20 protein-coding genes are annotated in these 16,129 nt (G+C 36.1%); 10 read left to right on the top strand and 10 right to left on the bottom strand.

Going from position 1 to position 16,129, the window contains the following annotated elements:
• Positions 1–35 precede the first annotated feature (35 nt).
• Genes AC4FRF_RS06600 through AC4FRF_RS06565 form a run of 8 tightly spaced genes read left to right on the top strand, consistent with a single transcriptional unit; the run spans position 36 to position 5,229 of the window.
• A complete protein-coding gene (locus AC4FRF_RS06600; RefSeq protein WP_491158697.1) occupies positions 36–428 on the top strand; it encodes a single-stranded DNA-binding protein in 393 nt (130 codons plus the stop codon).
• Between the two features lie 43 nt (positions 429–471).
• Positions 472–1,566: a DUF932 domain-containing protein gene (locus AC4FRF_RS06595; RefSeq protein ID WP_491158696.1), complete on the top strand. Its 1,095-nt coding sequence runs from the start codon at positions 472–474 to the stop codon at positions 1,564–1,566.
• The gene (locus AC4FRF_RS06590; protein ID WP_491158695.1) at positions 1,553–1,756 is read left to right on the top strand and encodes a hypothetical protein; all 204 of its coding nucleotides are present in this window, start codon (positions 1,553–1,555) and stop codon (positions 1,754–1,756) included. The genes AC4FRF_RS06595 and AC4FRF_RS06590 overlap by 14 nt, the downstream gene beginning before the upstream one ends.
• Positions 1,757–1,759: 3 nt before the next feature.
• Positions 1,760–2,296 carry a PRTRC system protein E gene (locus tag AC4FRF_RS06585; protein ID WP_491158694.1) on the top strand — a complete coding sequence of 179 codons (537 nt, stop codon included), beginning with the start codon at positions 1,760–1,762 and terminating at the stop codon, positions 2,294–2,296.
• A gap of 16 nt (positions 2,297–2,312) precedes the next feature.
• Complete coding sequence (locus tag AC4FRF_RS06580; protein WP_491158693.1) at positions 2,313–2,531, top strand: PRTRC system protein C; 219 nt, start codon at positions 2,313–2,315, stop codon at positions 2,529–2,531.
• 16 nt (positions 2,532–2,547) lie between these two features.
• Positions 2,548–3,702 carry a hypothetical protein gene (locus AC4FRF_RS06575; protein WP_491158692.1) on the top strand — a complete coding sequence of 385 codons (1,155 nt, stop codon included), beginning with the start codon at positions 2,548–2,550 and terminating at the stop codon, positions 3,700–3,702.
• Positions 3,703–3,712: 10 nt separating this feature from the next.
• Positions 3,713–4,426: a PRTRC system protein B gene (locus AC4FRF_RS06570; protein ID WP_491158691.1), complete on the top strand. Its 714-nt coding sequence runs from the start codon at positions 3,713–3,715 to the stop codon at positions 4,424–4,426.
• Positions 4,423–5,229, top strand: a complete 807-nt coding sequence (locus AC4FRF_RS06565; protein ID WP_491158690.1) for a PRTRC system ThiF family protein — start codon at positions 4,423–4,425, stop codon at positions 5,227–5,229. Before AC4FRF_RS06570 ends, AC4FRF_RS06565 begins: the two co-directional genes overlap by 4 nt.
• A 519-nt stretch (positions 5,230–5,748) precedes the next feature.
• On the opposite strand, the gene AC4FRF_RS06560 is transcribed toward AC4FRF_RS06565, so the two are convergent.
• The 10 genes from AC4FRF_RS06560 to AC4FRF_RS06515 all read right to left on the bottom strand — a co-directional run bounded on the left by AC4FRF_RS06560 (position 5,749) and on the right by AC4FRF_RS06515 (position 14,617).
• Positions 5,749–6,027, bottom strand: a complete 279-nt coding sequence (locus AC4FRF_RS06560) for a molybdenum ABC transporter permease (RefSeq protein WP_491158689.1) — start codon at positions 6,025–6,027, stop codon at positions 5,749–5,751.
• Positions 6,028–6,182: 155 nt separating this feature from the next.
• A complete protein-coding gene (traN, locus tag AC4FRF_RS06555) occupies positions 6,183–7,088 on the bottom strand; it encodes a conjugative transposon protein TraN (RefSeq protein WP_491158688.1) in 906 nt (301 codons plus the stop codon).
• Between the two features lie 29 nt (positions 7,089–7,117).
• Complete coding sequence (gene traM, locus AC4FRF_RS06550) at positions 7,118–8,434, bottom strand: conjugative transposon protein TraM (protein WP_491158687.1); 1,317 nt, start codon at positions 8,432–8,434, stop codon at positions 7,118–7,120.
• Positions 8,435–8,709: 275 nt separating this feature from the next.
• Entirely contained in the window at positions 8,710–9,165 is a 456-nt protein-coding gene (locus AC4FRF_RS06545; protein WP_491158686.1) for a hypothetical protein, read from the bottom strand.
• An 11-nt stretch (positions 9,166–9,176) separates the two neighbouring features.
• A complete protein-coding gene (gene traK, locus AC4FRF_RS06540; RefSeq protein ID WP_491158685.1) occupies positions 9,177–9,800 on the bottom strand; it encodes a conjugative transposon protein TraK in 624 nt (207 codons plus the stop codon).
• Between the two features lie 20 nt (positions 9,801–9,820).
• Positions 9,821–10,813: a conjugative transposon protein TraJ gene (traJ, locus tag AC4FRF_RS06535; protein ID WP_491158684.1), complete on the bottom strand. Its 993-nt coding sequence runs from the start codon at positions 10,811–10,813 to the stop codon at positions 9,821–9,823.
• A 2-nt stretch (positions 10,814–10,815) separates the two neighbouring features.
• Positions 10,816–11,448, bottom strand: coding sequence for a DUF4141 domain-containing protein (locus AC4FRF_RS06530; protein WP_491158683.1), 633 nt, complete (start codon positions 11,446–11,448; stop codon positions 10,816–10,818).
• Positions 11,449–11,472: 24 nt separating this feature from the next.
• Complete coding sequence (locus AC4FRF_RS06525; RefSeq protein ID WP_491158682.1) at positions 11,473–13,971, bottom strand: TraG family conjugative transposon ATPase; 2,499 nt, start codon at positions 13,969–13,971, stop codon at positions 11,473–11,475.
• On the bottom strand, positions 13,968–14,300 hold the full coding sequence (locus AC4FRF_RS06520; RefSeq protein ID WP_491158681.1) for a DUF4133 domain-containing protein: 333 nt from the start codon (positions 14,298–14,300) through the stop codon (positions 13,968–13,970). Before AC4FRF_RS06520 ends, AC4FRF_RS06525 begins: the two co-directional genes overlap by 4 nt.
• 11 nt (positions 14,301–14,311) lie before the next feature.
• Positions 14,312–14,617, bottom strand: a complete 306-nt coding sequence (locus tag AC4FRF_RS06515; protein WP_491158680.1) for a DUF4134 domain-containing protein — start codon at positions 14,615–14,617, stop codon at positions 14,312–14,314.
• Between the two features lie 275 nt (positions 14,618–14,892).
• Between AC4FRF_RS06515 and AC4FRF_RS06510 the strand changes: the two genes are divergently transcribed.
• Both AC4FRF_RS06510 and AC4FRF_RS06505 read left to right on the top strand, forming a co-directional pair.
• Entirely contained in the window at positions 14,893–15,417 is a 525-nt protein-coding gene (locus AC4FRF_RS06510; protein WP_491158679.1) for a hypothetical protein, read from the top strand.
• Positions 15,407–16,102, top strand: a complete 696-nt coding sequence (locus tag AC4FRF_RS06505) for a hypothetical protein (RefSeq protein WP_491158678.1) — start codon at positions 15,407–15,409, stop codon at positions 16,100–16,102. The genes AC4FRF_RS06510 and AC4FRF_RS06505 overlap by 11 nt, the downstream gene beginning before the upstream one ends.
• The last annotated feature ends 27 nt before the right edge of the window (positions 16,103–16,129 follow it).

Genomic DNA, 16,129 nt, shown 5'->3' with positions numbered 1-16,129 from the left:
AATAAAATAAAATTTAACTCTAAAAATTAAAGATTATGAACATCATCGGAAGACTGACAAGGGATGCGGAAGTACGCACAACATCAAAAGAAAAACAAGTAGTCAACTTTTCAGTAGCTACCAACGACAGCTATCGCAACAAACAAGGCGAACGCATAGAACAAACTACCTATTTCGACTGCTCTTACTGGATAAGCCCAAATGTAGTGAAGATACTCACCAAAGGCACTCTGGTAGAACTTACAGGTAGAGTTAGCACAAGACCGTGGACAGCCAATGACGGAGAATTAAGAGCAAGTTTAAATTTCCATACCTCAACTATCAAATTGCATGGAGGGGGTAAGAAAGTAGAAAACTCTCAGACAAGCACCAACGAACAGAAAACCAAAACTCCAAATCAGGAAACTGGAGACGATTTACCATTCTAACATAATTCATTTAATCTTTTTCAAATTTTAAAATCTCAATATCATGGCACATAATTTAAATTTCAACGAAGAAACTGGACGTTATTCTTTTTTAAGCGTTCAGGAAAAAGCATGGCACGGTTTAGGACAAATTGTACAAGATTATCCCACAAGTGCAGAAGCAATCCAACACGCAGGACTGGATTATGAAGTAATCAAAAGTCAGCTATACACAAAAGGTTCAGGGATTATTGAAAACACAAACACCACAGAAATTAGAGACAACGAACTAAACGTACCTAATTATTTTGCTACTATGCGCACTGACAATAACACTGTTTTGGGTGTGGTAGGCAAAGACTACCATATTGTACAAAATCGGGAGGCTTTTAGTTTTTTTGATGCTATCGTAGGAGGTACTGACGGAATCTTATACGAGACCGCAGGGGCTTTAGGTAATGGAGAGCGTATTTTCATAACTGCAAAACTGCCTGATTATATCCGTGTGGGTAATGGCGATGATGTAACGGAAAAATATATTTTCCTCACCACTTCGCACGATGGTAGCGGAAGTATTACCGCAGCCTTTACCCCTGTTCGAATTGTTTGCCAAAATACGCTTAACGCTTCACTTCGCAATATGAGTAACGTGGTACGCATCCGCCATACTTCGGGAGCTAAACAACGTTTGGACAATGCCCACAAAGTAATGGGATTGGCTAACGAGTTTAGCAACCAATTAGAAAACATCTTTAATGACTGGGCGAAAGTAAAAGTAAGTGATAAGGAGGTTGAAAAATTGATACAGTTGGCACTTTGTCCCAATAAAGAAACCCTAGAGCATATCAAAAAAGGGAATGAAGACGAAATATCCACCGTGTTCAAAAATACTGTTGAAAGTGCTTTTGCTTATGCAATGACTAATGACACCCAACAGATGGAAACCACAAAAGGAACTTTATTTGGGGCTTATAACGCTGTGACTGGCTACTACCAAAATGTACGCAATTATAAGGATGATGAAGCCAAACTACAATCCATTGTATTAGGGGGTACAGCACAAATAAAGTCACAAAAAGCATTTGAACTGTGTAGTTCATTTGCAAAAATTGGTGCGAACGCTATCAACATAAATTTTTTGATGAATGGAAGTAATTGATTTGAACGGTTGCACTATTGAGGTATCCGACCTTGATGAAGCCATCAAAATAACGGCAGAATACAAAGACTATCAACAGGAGGGTAACGATTTTTCAGATTTCAATGAAAGACAAAAAGCCTATTGGCTGGATATGCACGAAAAATTAACGGTAATTAAAAACGGATTAAACAACACTTTAAAAATTTAAAAGATGAACACTAATTTTTTCAATCAGATAGCAGAATTAGAAATCACTGGCGATTTACAGCTAACCATATCAAGAGGAGTAGAAAACAAACTGGTCGTTTCTATTTTACTCCAAAATGAACAATGTGGAGACAATGCCAAACAATTAATCCCACCTCTTAATCTTAGAGGGACAGCAGAAGAACTAGACGAGGGATTTATTGAAAGTATTGCAGTACCCTTACAAACTGCTTCGGGTTTAATGGTCAATATGGAAGCCTATATGAAGCAATTGGAAAATGCCCAAAAACAATCGGCAATGGAAAAGGAAAAAACCGATAAGGAGAAAAAAGCAAAGGACGAAAAAGAAAAGAAATACAAAGAAGCTATGGCAAAGGCTGATGAATTGGACAACGATGGCAAACCTCGTGATGCCTGGATGAAAGTACCTAATCCTAACGATTATCCTGAATATGCCGAAGCCATAAACAAACGTAAAAAGGAACTATCCGACAAATTCGCTTCCCCTAGCCTTTTCGCAGCAGAACAAGAAAATGTTTAATTTAAATTGAATCATTATGTTATTAGCCACACAATTAGAAAGAGTGTTCCTGTTTAACGATAAGGGACAAGAAATCAAACTCACAGACCCCGAACCAAAATGGAGTGTACAAACAGTACTAAACTTTTATTCCAATACTTATCCCATACTTACAACAGCAAAAGTATCTGCTCCAGTAATAAATGATGATACGGTACAATACCGCTTTGAAAGTGCTATAGGTACAAAAGGTTAAACTAAAACAATAAATCATGACTTATGCAATCAAATATCATAGCGGGTACGATACAGCTACCCAAAGAATCCAAACAAAAGCAACTACACCGCCAATTAGGCGAGTTCGCAAACTGGATGAAACGAACAAAAGATGCAAACGAAATCCGCAAGGACAAACAGCAGTCTGTACCAGTACCGATGTTACCAATGGTTTTTTAAGAACTTCGTTTCTGCCTGTTTTGGCAGAAACTAAAACGGCACAGGCTTGTAAGAAAACAGCAAAAACGGAAAGAGATTTTCACCAATCTCTTTCCCAACTTGCATCGCATTATAACATTAATCCCATACACACCCAATCTTTTGGCTTTCCCTATAATATCGCTTTGGCTATATGGGACATCAAAGAACAACTAAAAGATAAGGTTAGAGATTGGGAAGAAATCAAACTCGTACAGGATAATAAAAAAAGCTTTTTTACAAGTGAAGAACGATACAATACAAATTCTACTCTTTTTTATATTCCAATAGTACCGCTGTACAGCTTGTTAAAAAACAGAAAACGAAAACATAGTGCACAACTTTTATTATCGATCTGTAGTTATCTCTATCATGGCGTTAACATACCCTATTACAGACAGGAAAATAGTTTTCTTTATTATCAATACGAGATGTTGAAAGAATGGCTACTAACTGATGATGATGCCGAAGAAACATCCATTTATATGCATGAATTCGAGCAAGCAGAATGGATTGGCGACAAAATGGAACAAAAAATCTTCAATATTGCCAATTTAACTTTTTTCAAAAGACAATTAAACCGTTTTAAATGCAAAGACGCATTTGAACATGATTGTTTAAAATTAGCTCAAGAAGCCTATGCCCTTTTAGAGCAATATCCAAATGAAAATGTATTTCGAAATGCAAGACCTAACGAAGAAGTGGACGAAGACGAAATAGAAAACATTTTAACAATGGATTACTATGTATCCTTTTATGCTGATGGAAAAGGTTGGCTGAATGAAAATATTATTCAATGTGTAAATAGCGAATTACAAGAATACGGACAAATTGAAGAGCCTCGTATTCTTAAACGTTTTGACGGAAGTGACATCACAACAACCAATCTTGATTTTGAAAATAGGTTGTTTGTCCTTATCGAAGAATTGACATACCTACTGAACAATTTTTAAAACAACAGTGATGAACGATATAACAGAAAATTTTGGAACGCTATACTATCCTAAATCTGCATTAGTATTCTATCAGACTAAAGGAATGAATTCAGACACCTATGTAGAATATTTTGACATGGATAAAAATGGAAATCCGATTAATGCCCACCCTTTAACTGTAAGAGAGGCAAACCAACTGGCAAAGACATTGAAGACAGCAAAAGAAGAAAAAGAAGCTTGTTTAAAATCAGAAGGGATAATGAGCAATTCTATTTTACATATTGACCCTATTCAAAATAAAGCAATTTGGTTTTCCAAAGCCATGCAAAGAGAACTGTATTTTACAGAAAGTTTAGGCATTTCAAAAGGCATGGCAAATATCCCTGCTATGTTATGGATAGCAAATAAAAATAGTCTTTCTGTTTTTGCTTTGGGAAGTAACCGCAGACCTAACGAAAATACAAAACTATACCATGCTCCTTTTTTCAATGTATATGAAAATGGCAATGTGTGCATGGGAACGGTAGATGTTCAGATGAAGAAAATTGCTTCATTAGAAGATTTTACAATTGCATGGGAAAGTTATTTTTTCAACAGCTATTTCAGTCATTTGATGCAGGACTATAACCCGATAAAAGGAAACTGCGTGGCACTTTGGGAAAGTCTTATAAATACAAATAAAGCTTTCCCTAAAGAAGTATTAAAAAAGAGTGGTAAAACCTTAAAAGATGTATTGTCATGAATTTAGAAAAAACAAAAGTCCATTTTACGGACAACTATTTAATAAATCCCACAAATCCAATAGCAGTAAACCTTATAGGTGCAGGTGGTACAGGTTCAAAAGTATTAACTTCTTTAATTGAAATGAACCATAGTCTTATTGCATTAGGTCATGCAGGTTTAAACGTTCGTCTATGGGATGATGATATAATAACCGAAGCCAATTTGGGCAGACAACGATTTGCAGATTCTGAAACAGGACTGTACAAATCGGTTGCATTGATAAACCGCGCCAATCGCTGGTCGGGTACAAACTGGAAAGCGGAAACCATAAAATTTGAAAAAGACAGTTTGGAAAGATTACCCGAAAATGTAGGAGCAAGTATTTTTATTAGTTGTGTGGATAGTGTAAAGGCTCGTTTTGAAATTGCTGACATTTTGAAACAACTCAACAACAGCAATGCTTATTCTAATCGTCCCCGTTATTGGATGGATTTCGGCAATAGCCAACATACAGGGCAAGTTATACTATCTTCTATAGGCAATATAAAACAACCTAATTCAGAGAAATATGAAACCGTTGCTAACTTGCCTTTTGTGACCGAAGAATTTCCCGAACTGTTGGGACAGTCCGAAATTACAGATGACACTCCAAGTTGTTCCCTTGCGGAAGCATTAGAAAAACAGGATTTGTATATCAATTCCGCACTCGCACAAATGGGAAGTTCTCTTTTATGGGGGTTGTTTCGCAACGGGCTAACCCAATACAGAGGCTTTTTTCTCAATTTGAAAGATTTTAGGTCACAGCCCGTACCAGTTGGCTAAGCTCAAAATCGGGCTGCAAAAAGACATTCCCTTCCGATGGTCGGGAAAGTCTTTTTGCAGAAGAGTGTTGCAAGCACTTTGGTAAAATGCGAATCTTCCCATGTTACCAAAAAGCTTGTGAGTTTTGCGTGAGGATATTTACTATCCTTATTATTTACTTTTGTCCGACTTCTTTTCTTTCCAAATAAGCGACCAAAGAAAAGAAGCAAAAGAACGCCGCTTTATTATTTATATCATTTTTATAAAAGCTTTAAAAAGTTTTTCTGTATTTATTTAATTTGGTTTTAATGCTGATTTAATAGTACGAATTAAAGTAAAAAGACACTCCCTTCCGATGGTCGGGAAAGTCTTTTTTCAGTATAAGGATACAACCACTTTGTCAAAATGTGAATTGTCCCATTTTACCAAAAAGGTTGTGAGTTTTGCTTGAGGATATTCACTATCCTCATTATTTATTTTTGATCGACTTCTTTTCTTTCCAAATAAGCGACCAAAGAAAAGAAGCAAAAGAACGCCGCTTTATTGTTTTGAATTTTGTGTTTCGATTAAAACTACTTTTTCTTTCTCTTTCGTTTGTCTTGAATAACCCCAGAAGAACAAAAGTCCAAAAACAATCAGAATAAAAGCAATCCATTTTCCGGTAAGCTCCAAAAAAGAAATCAATACTGATTTTTCATAACTCGAAAAACCTTCGGCTCCCATGGGGCTTCTTCTATAAAATTTTCTTCTGTTAATCCAGTAACGAAGACCAAAACCACTTAGCAAAGCTAAAATACTTAAAACCAATGTTGGATTCATAAGCTGTACTTTTATATTTCACTTTTTAATTTACAAAAAACGTTTTAAAACCTAAATTATTGTTTTAAAACAAGTTATAAAAACAATAATATTTCAACAAATAGAAAAAAGGCTGCTTCACTAATTGTGAAACAGCCCTTTTTCAGTTTTTAAAATCAATTAATCTTCAACTTCATATTCTTAATAAGCTTTGCCTTGACCAAATCAGAATTTTCTATTTGTAATAGCTGTTGCCTACCACCGTTCTTTTCGAAAATTTCTATCCAAAGTACTTTGTCATCGGCAATAGTAAATTGATCCAACAGAAATACATTTCGTTCTACTGAATTGCCCGCAATTTCGTTCAGTGGTTTATAGACTCGCAATGGAACTAGCGTTCTTTCCTGTATCACAGTACGTTTAGCGATCTTTTTATCTACTACTTTGAAATTAATAAAATCGATTCTGAACGGCACATTAGTAAAATTATGGATCTCGGTATGAAAATAGAATTTATCGTCATGAATATAGATTCCTTTTAATAAAAACTTAATCCCAAAACTCTTAGCCCTAATATGTCTTATAAGCTGTTTATCTTTTTTATAAATCGTTTCCAATAACTCGCCTACTAATGATGGAGAATTTTTTCCTAGTTCCTCAAAAAGAACATCATTAGTATTTCCTCTGTTTATCCCCTTTTGCATTTCCAAAAGATTGTAATTCATAGTAACTGGAAAAGAGTTGTAAAGTACATTGAAATTATAAAAACGTCCATCTTCGGTAATTACCGAAAAATTAGTTTCTTCTTTAAAATCACGAACTGCTGCCTTTACTCGCAATACATTTTCGGCATCTTCTGCTTTGGCTGCAACCAGATAATCGCTTCCTAAATCCACGTAACGGATAGCAGCAGGAAATATCAAGTGAGAAGTTTTACTGTAAGTTACCTTTATCTGATACGGTTCTATTTTTCCCAAATTTAACTTTGTCGTATTACAAACTGACTGTTGTGCTCTAAAAGTAGTTTGATAGCCTAATACTAAAATCAATACTATTAATATATGTTTCATCGTTGTTTTCATATTGTCTAAAATTTTAAAGAATTAAATATTTATTTTTTGGAAACGAGGAACACCTGATGCCCTGCTTTCAATGTTACTTTTGGGGTTCTCATTTTTTTAGAAAAATACCCTGAGACACCTTGTACAAGCCCACGACTCAAATCTCCTGTTATCTGTTGCCCTGCAGAATTTGTCATCATAATATTGCTGCCAGAGGTTTGACTCATATTAGCTGCCATTTCAGTAAGGGCATTCATTTCTGGAGAATAAGGCACAAACAAACCTTCTTGTCCATCCAGTCCATACACTATAATATCAACGGAGAAGATACTTCCCTCCAACTCTATTGAAGTAATTTGCATTTGGAGACGTCCCTGTTGAATTTTTGAATTTGCAGTCAATACTTTTCCTTTTGGAATAATATGATTTCCTATTTTGGCTGATTCTAATAAACGTAAACGAACACTACTCTCCCCTGTTACCAGCTGTGTTTGTTGAATAACAGCACGGATACTATTTTTGGGCGGCATTTCCTTTTCAGTTTTTCCCACAGTATAAAATCCACGGTTGCGATTTTCACTCCAATTAGCTATAAATGTGCTATCCGTGCGAACTCTATATAAAGAAGAAACTACATTTTTATGAGCTGGAGTAAACGTAACAAAAGTTTCTTTTTGGTTTGATGAACCTGAAACAGCTGTTGTTGTTACCTTTGGCTGTTCCCCTGAAACTAGATTAGTTGGAAGATACTTTGCAGCCATCTGATAGGACTTCTCCATTAATTCCAGTTGGCTTTCCACAGGATCAATTGGTGTCTCATTCTTTTTAGCCAATTGTTCTTTTAGTTCATCTAGTTGTTTACGCAATTGCAATGTCTCCAAATTATCACTCTGATAAAAATTCCCTAATGTATTCTGAGCATTGCGATAACTATTCAAAGAAGTATTATCATTGTTTAAAGAACTATTATATACTTCACTTTTTTCTGAAACATCCTGAGCATTTTCATTTGTGCTGTCTTCATTCCAATAGTCAGACAAAGATGTTAGCGCATTTTGTTTTTCCAGATTCATTTTCTCCAACATTTCCTCTTCATAAGCTTTTTGCTTATCATCCTGTAAACGGATATCAGTTGCCTGAGGAACAGAATCGTTTAAGCCTATATCTTCTGTCTTTTTTCTATTTTCGGATGGTTTAAATATCAAATACATACATCCCAGGAATACAATCCCCATCAATACAAAGATGACTGTCTTTTTGAATTTATCGCCTTTATTCATACTACTTTCCAGCACTATCTCTGAAGTTTTATTTAAATTACCATCGGTAACAAAGACGGTACTTTTTTTGTTTTCACTTTCTTTCATATCTTCTATTTTTTATTATTTTAACAATGAATCCTGTATTGATATAGCGGATTCTTTCTTTTTTTCAACGGGATTTTCAATGTGTTCGATAGCCAGGCTATAGTTGGTTTTTCCTGTATCATACCAAACCTTTAGAATAACAACTATCGTTAGAATCAAATAACTCAGGAAACAATATAAGAGGTACTTATACTGTTGCCGCACAGGAAGTGCTCGCCAACGATTATCCACTTTATCAAAATACCTTTTCATATTTTCTCTTATTTTTTTATACTTTAATTTTTATCAGATTTCAGGAGTTTAAACCTCCTGCTTTGAGAAGACAACTGTTGCTTAGGTTTATCTGACACTTGAGCAATAGCCTCTTTTACTGTCGGAATAGAACTTGCTGTAAGAGCAATCAGTTTAGATTGTTTCAGTAATTGACCATAACGGTCAATGCTTCTTAGATACATTTCTGTTTCTTGTAAATCGAATTTTCCATTCTCATATTTTACATACATATTGCATTCAATCTTGGGTCTGTCTTCACCATTCCATTGGAGATAAGTAGATAAATGCAGATAATTTGCTAATAATGGAGCTTCTTTACCATTGTCCCAAACTTTCAAAAATTCACTGATACTATCCTTCAGTTTACCTGCACAACAGCCCTCTGTATGGAAATAACCGTCATACCCTTTATCAGTAAGGATTTTTGAGAATGCGTCTAAATCAAATTGATGTTCCATATGCTTTGTTTTTAACGTTCTATAATTTCTACATCATTGTTCTCAATTACATTAAACTTTTCTATGTTAAAGCCTTGTGGATTGTTATCAGAGCGAACAGAATTCACGAGGTAGCAAGAGGTCACCAGATTACGCTTGGTTACATTACTTGATCTAATAATAAATTGCTGAGCATAAGATTTTACAGCATAAGGATAGTTGTCAAAGTTGCATACAACACTATCTATTTCGATACGCTGTTGTACATTCCCTGAAATAATACGATTGTAATAGCCTTTTTCAGAGAGGTCTTTGTAATAATCAAAAGCACTTTTGTCTGCAAGATTAAATGCTCTTTTCATATTATTTTCTATAGCATTTTTGTCTGGTGCCAGGGTAAAGAAAAGCTCGTGGAAACGGCGTATATGCTCACGAGCTTCAACGGGACGATTGATGGAAGCATCCTGTGCAAGAGCCAGCATTAACGATTTTCCGTTGTCCAACACATACACCTTTTGTCGTTGCAACTCTGCAAATCGGTAAGATTGCCATACGGCATATCCTGTTACTGCAATACATACTAATGCAAATACAATAGCATAGAGTCTGATTTGCTTGAAACTGTTCTCAATATTTCTTAATGTTCTAAATTCCATTTTACTGATGATTAATATTATTATTTCAATAACCTACCTCCGATATTACCTGCAACTGCACCTGTACCCGCCCCAGCAATATTTCCAGTTTTTGTTGCGGTTTGGTTTACATTTCGCATAAAATTACCTGCTCCACCAGCCTGAATAATCCAACCCGTTACTGTAGGAATAGTGAAGTATCCAATGATGCCAATAATCATAAAGATGATATACACGGTGTTGGATGAATCAGGAATAAAATTAGGATCTGATAAATTTTCGATATCCTTCTGTAGTATTAAGGATTGTATCTTGGACAACATGGCACTAAAAAGATCGGCAACAGGCAACCAGAGATAGACACTGATGTATCGGGTTAACCATTGCGTCAGTGTGGACTGAAATCCATCCCAGACTGAAATGGCAAAAGCTATCGGACCTAATATGGATAAAACAATAAGGAAGAAAGTCCGTATCGTATCGATGACCAGTGCAGCAGCCTGAAACAGTATTTCCAAAAACTCCCGAAAGCCATCACGAATTTCCTTCTTAACTCCGTACATTTCTCTTTCCATATACATTCCTGACATAGTGACCAAATCTGAAGGTGACCAACCTAGTTCATCAAGTTTTTTATCGAACTCTTCATCTGAAACTAGGTAAGCGGTTTCAGGGTTGCGAAGCATTGCTTCCCTTTCCAATTGGTCTTTCTGTTGCTGTAAGGCATTCAAGTCCAAAACTTGATTTTCTAAGATACTATGTGTCCCTTTTACTACTGGACTAAGAATCGCATTGAGTGTCCCCAACACCATAGTTGGAAAAAACATAATACAGAGTCCTAAAGCAAAAGGTCTGAGTAGCGGATAAACATCTATTGGCTCTGCACTGCTAAGTGCCTGCCATACCTTTAATGCAACATAAAATAAAGCTCCCAATCCTGCCAGACTTTTAGCCACCGCTGCCATATCTGCTGATAGTGGCATCATCTCGTCATAGAGCGACCGCAATACTTCATGAAGATTAGTAAATTCCATGATTACCAATATTTTTGGTCAGCAGTTCCATAAAGCTCCAATACCCTTTTGCTATTATTGGCTTTTTTAGCTCTTAGATAACTGACCGAAATGTTTTTGTTTGTGAAGTAACGTACAAGATTATGGTACTCTTTTACTTCCTTATACACACCATCAATAATATCCATACGCTCTTTGTCATTCAAAGACAAAGTAGAAGCATTTACAATTTGTTTGAGTTCTTTAAGTAGTTCTGTACTTTCATTAAGTAAAATGGAATACCCATTAGCAATTGCTGAAAGTTCCTGTGCATTGAAATTAGGATCGTTCATCATTTTCCCAAAATTCTTTACGTAAATCTCAGAAACATCACCTACAAGCAATACAGTCTGTTGTACTTTTCGGGCATCTTTCACCAGATTATTTACTGCCTTTAGTTTATCATAGTATTCTTTTCCTTGATTATACACTTTTTGCACTTCTTTAAAGTTGTTAATCATATTGGTAGCTGTAGTTGAAGTCTGTACAATCTGTCTTGCTGTATTGACAATACCCTGAGCCAAATTGGAAGGATCTGTTACTACCCATTGTGCTTTAACTGTTGGTGTAACAGCAAATAGCAACGCTGTAGACACCATAAACATTAACTTTTTCATTATTTTCAATTTTTAAAATGGTTATTATTTATTTTCTTTTTTCTGAAGAACTATCCGTTTAATAGCCTGTTCTACATTTCCATCCAGTTCTCCGGCAAGACGCATTACTTCCAACTTTTCGGTTTCTTCTGTGGTGTAAGCAAAATACTCCTCCAAACTAACTTCTGTAGCATATACTGCCGAATGCGTGCCTCCCAACCCAATCCAAACTTCTTTGTATAAGCGTCTGGGATCGTTATTCATGTTGATGGAAAGTACCTGTGCTTTTTCTTTTTCAGTGAGACCAAGCATGGCTTGGATATCATCAAATTTGTTCATGTATTTACGCTGATCCAACAGTATTTTACAATCCGAATTATTGATAATGCTTTCCTTTACAATGGGCGATTGAATAATGTCATCTACTTCCTGAGTTACCACAATCGCTTCTCCAAAAAACTTCCTTACCGTTTTAAAAAGATATTTGATGTATTCAGCCATTCCCTCTTTTGCAATAGCCTTCCAGGCTTCTTCAATTAAGATTAACTTCCGTACTCCTTTCAAACGACGCATTTTATTGATAAAAACCTCCATTATGATGATGGTTACAATCGGAAAAAGGATTTTGTGGTCTTTAATCGCATCAATTTCAAACACAATAAATCGTTTAGTAAGTAAGTCTAGTTGCTTGGCGGAATTCAGTAAGTAGTCGTATTCACCACCCTTGTAATAAGGCTCTAATACATTGAGAAAATTGGCAAGATCAAAATCCTTTTCTCGAACCTGCTTCTCTTCCAGTAGCTTTTTGTAATCAACCTTCACATATTCATAAAATCCATTGAACGAAGGAGATTCATCCTCTTGTTTGATCCGTTCGATGTAACCACTTACGGCATTAGACAATGCCACTTCTTCTGAGCGGGTCGGTGGTTCGTCATCACGTTTCCATAAGGTTAATATCAAGGTTTTGATACTTTCTCTTTTCTCTATGTCGAACACACCATCATCCGTATAGAAAGGGTTAAAGGCTATAGGATTGTCTTCCGTATAAGTGAAGTAAACACCATCTTCTCCTTTTGTTTTTCCTTTGATGAGTTCGCACAATCCCTGATAAGAGTTCCCTGTATCCACCAGCAGTACATGAGCACCTTGCTCATAATATTGTCTAACCATGTGATTGGTAAAGAATGACTTCCCCGAACCTGAAGGACCTAGTATGAACTTGTTTCTATTGGTTATAATTCCACGCTTCATTGGCAAATCGGAAATATCCAAATGAATGGGTTTTCCTGTAAGCCGGTCAGCCATCTTAATCCCAAAAGGTGATGGAGAACTTTGATAGTTGGTTTCCTCTGTAAAAAAACACAGAGCAGGTTCTATGAAAGTATAAAAGCTTTCCTCACTCGGAAAATCTCCTGTATTCCCCGGCATTCCTGCCCAGTAGAGTGTGGCAACATCTGTGGTGTTGTGCCTTGGTTTGCATTCCATCAGTGCTAAGGCACTACCGGTATCATTCTTTATCTGTTTTAGTTCAGCAGGATCTTCCGACCAAGCCATTACATTAAAATGAGCCCGAATAGAAGAAAGCCCGAAAGAATGAGCTTCGTTCAGGTAGCGTTCTATCCATTCCTTATTGATTTGGTTCGCTCTGCTGTAACGTGCCAATGAGTGCATGTTTCTTGCTGATTTCTCAAACTTACGCAGGTTGTCTTCGCTGTTATCCAGAAACAGATACTGATTGTAAATGTGATTGCAGCTCAACAGCAAGCCTACTGGTGCAGCAAAAGACAACAGACAATCACTTCTGTCTGTTGATAGTTTTTCATAACGAGTATCTGCCGAAACAGTACTGGGTAAATCATCTGTATCTGACAAGGTGTGCATGCAAAGTCTTTTGTTTCCAATGCGTACTTCTTCTGATCCCAAAGCAATGTCTTGCATCGGTGTTCCATATTCCCTTGAAAGCGTTAGGTATTGTTCCAATATTCCTTGCTTGTCCTCTGTTCCGAGGATGTCTTCTTCTCTTAATCGTTCTAGTTTTACAAAACCACTGTCATTTACTATTCGTTCAAACTGTGTTACGGCTTCCATAAAACGATGGATTGTTTCTTTATCCCTTATTTCTTTTGGAATAAGAACACCTTTGCAAAGCGAAGAGAAATTACTCTGCATTCGCATACGCTCCTTAGTCGTTTTGGTTAGAAATAAATAGCAATAATGATTCAGAAACGGGCGTTCATTAAAGTGCTGTTGGTAGGATTTTGCTAAAAAACTTAAATCTTCCTGAGCAATATCAGGAGTATAATTTTCCTTGATATACCAATCCTGTTTATGTATAACAGTAAAATCAGGCAAAGTCTTAATAGCCTTATGCCAAGCGGAATGAATGGCTTCATATTCGGCAGAAGCAACCGTGAAAAGCTCTAGTAGTTCTACCCGAAAACAAGCTGTAATATCCGCATCTTTTGATATAATGCAATTATTCTCTACTGCTAACAACGGAAACTTACTTTCCAATGTAGTCGCTTTTGATTTATTCCTCATGCTTTCCTGGATTTAGTTTTGAACTCAAAATAACGACCTACAGACTTACGACAGATGATGTAATGTGGATGCCGTTTATGGGCACTTATTTTCATCAATCCATGTTCTCCATACTTTTTATTCAGCGAAAAAGTCTGCCATACGATTAGCAAAGCACCTCCAACTCCCAGAAAAAGACAGACAAAGGAATTGACCCCGACCATGTACAAAATCATTACCAGAATAAGAATCCCAAGCAATCCACCAGCGAATAGGAACAGGTATTGTGCTTTCAAACCCTTAAATTCTACTGTTCTCCCAATGCCTTTGTTGATGTTGTAAGTACTCATCAGTCAAAAGATTAAAGGAAAAAAGAACGTAAAATAGTAGCTGATACAATCAGGAAAATACAGGCTCCAAACCAACTCGCTGCGGTCTTGCTGGTATCAGGATCTCCACTACTGAACTTGTTATACACCTTAACCCCTCCTATTAGACCAACTACCGCTCCGATGGCGTAGATAAGCTTTGTCGCAGGATCAAAATAAGAAGTTACCATTTGAGTCGCTTCATTGATTCCCGCTGAACCGTTTCCTTGTGCGAAAGCACTAATTCCTGACAGCATAGCCACAGCTGACAACCAAAGTTTTTTTCTTTGTTTTTCCATGATTTAATGAATTTATCTGTTAGACATTCCTGCTCTTTGCAGGATTTTGGAACAAATGTCTCATGGAAACAGGAACATATTAATGAGTTGTCGTTGAGTGGAGTTATTTGGCAGAAGAAGACGTGATAATTTACTTTATGATAATAAGAATCTCTAAATTTAAGTAAATGAATATTTCACATATCGCAAATCGCAATATGCGATATATGTTTTCAAAAAATTGTTTACTATAAATTTTATAACTAATATTGCATATCGCAATATGAAATATTACCATGGCACAAGCAAAAAATAATCTTAAACCGCAAGACATTGTAATTTTGTTAAAAATCATTGCATTAGGTGAAAATCCTTGGTTTCATCATACTATTGCTGAGGAATTAGGTATGAGCCAATCTGAAGTAAGCCAGTCGTTAAATCGTTCAAAATATGCAGGACTGATTGACGATGCCAGAAAAAAAGTAAACAAAATTGCTTTTAACGAATTCTTAATTCATGGTGTAGGCTATGCTTTTCCACAGCAACCGGGAGCATTAGTGAGAGGAATGTTAACAGCTCATTCGGCGGAACCTTTAAATAAAATTATTCAGGCAACTGACAACTATGTTTGGCCTTATGCAAAAGGATCAGACCGCGGCCAGGCAATAGAACCTTTATACCCTACTCTTGTAGCAGCATCATTAAAAGACAAGGATTTATACGAATTATTAACTTTAGTCGATGCCATTAGAGTGGGAAGAGTAAGAGAAAAAGAAATGGCAAAACGTGAATTAGAAAAAAGGATACTGAATGTACAATAAAATAATCAATCTGGCATTAGTAGCTCAAGTTGCTAAAGGTTTAAAGGAATTAAATGAAAAAATGGTCTTTATTGGAGGGGCTGTAATTAGCTTATATACCGATGACCCGGCTGCAGAAGAAATTCGTCCCACTTCTGACATAGACATGACCATTAATTTAGCTAATTATTATGAATGGACCCAAATGCAGGAAAGATTAGCTGAGCTTAATTTCTATCCCGATCCTCAAGGACAATCCATATGTTCTTATCAGTTTGAAAATATTGCAATAGACATTATGCCTGCCGATGATAGTAGTATTGGAATATCCAATAAATGGTACAAGCCCGGATTCAAATACCTGCAACAAATAGAATTGCCCGAAGGAATTAAGATCAATATATTACCATCTCCTTATTTTCTGGCAACCAAATTAGAAGCTTTTAAAGACCGGGGACAAAATGACTTTTACGGAAGCCACGACTACGAAGACATCATCTATCTTATAGACAATAGAACAACAATAGTCGAGGAAATACTAGCGAGTGAAGACGATGTAAAACAATACATCAAGCAAGAACTGACAGCTATTAAAAACCATCCACAAGCAAACGAAATTTTAGCCATGCACATCCATCCGTTAATTAGAGAAGAAAGATTTCAAATGTTGATGGGGAAAATTGAGAGAATAATAAATTTTTACTAATGATTTAAAGCTTAAAAAAATCAACTT

The organism is Flavobacterium sp. ST-158, from assembly GCF_058309975.1.
The sequence above is the reverse complement of the archived record's forward strand: the minus strand, read 5'-3'. Positions and strand labels throughout refer to the sequence as shown.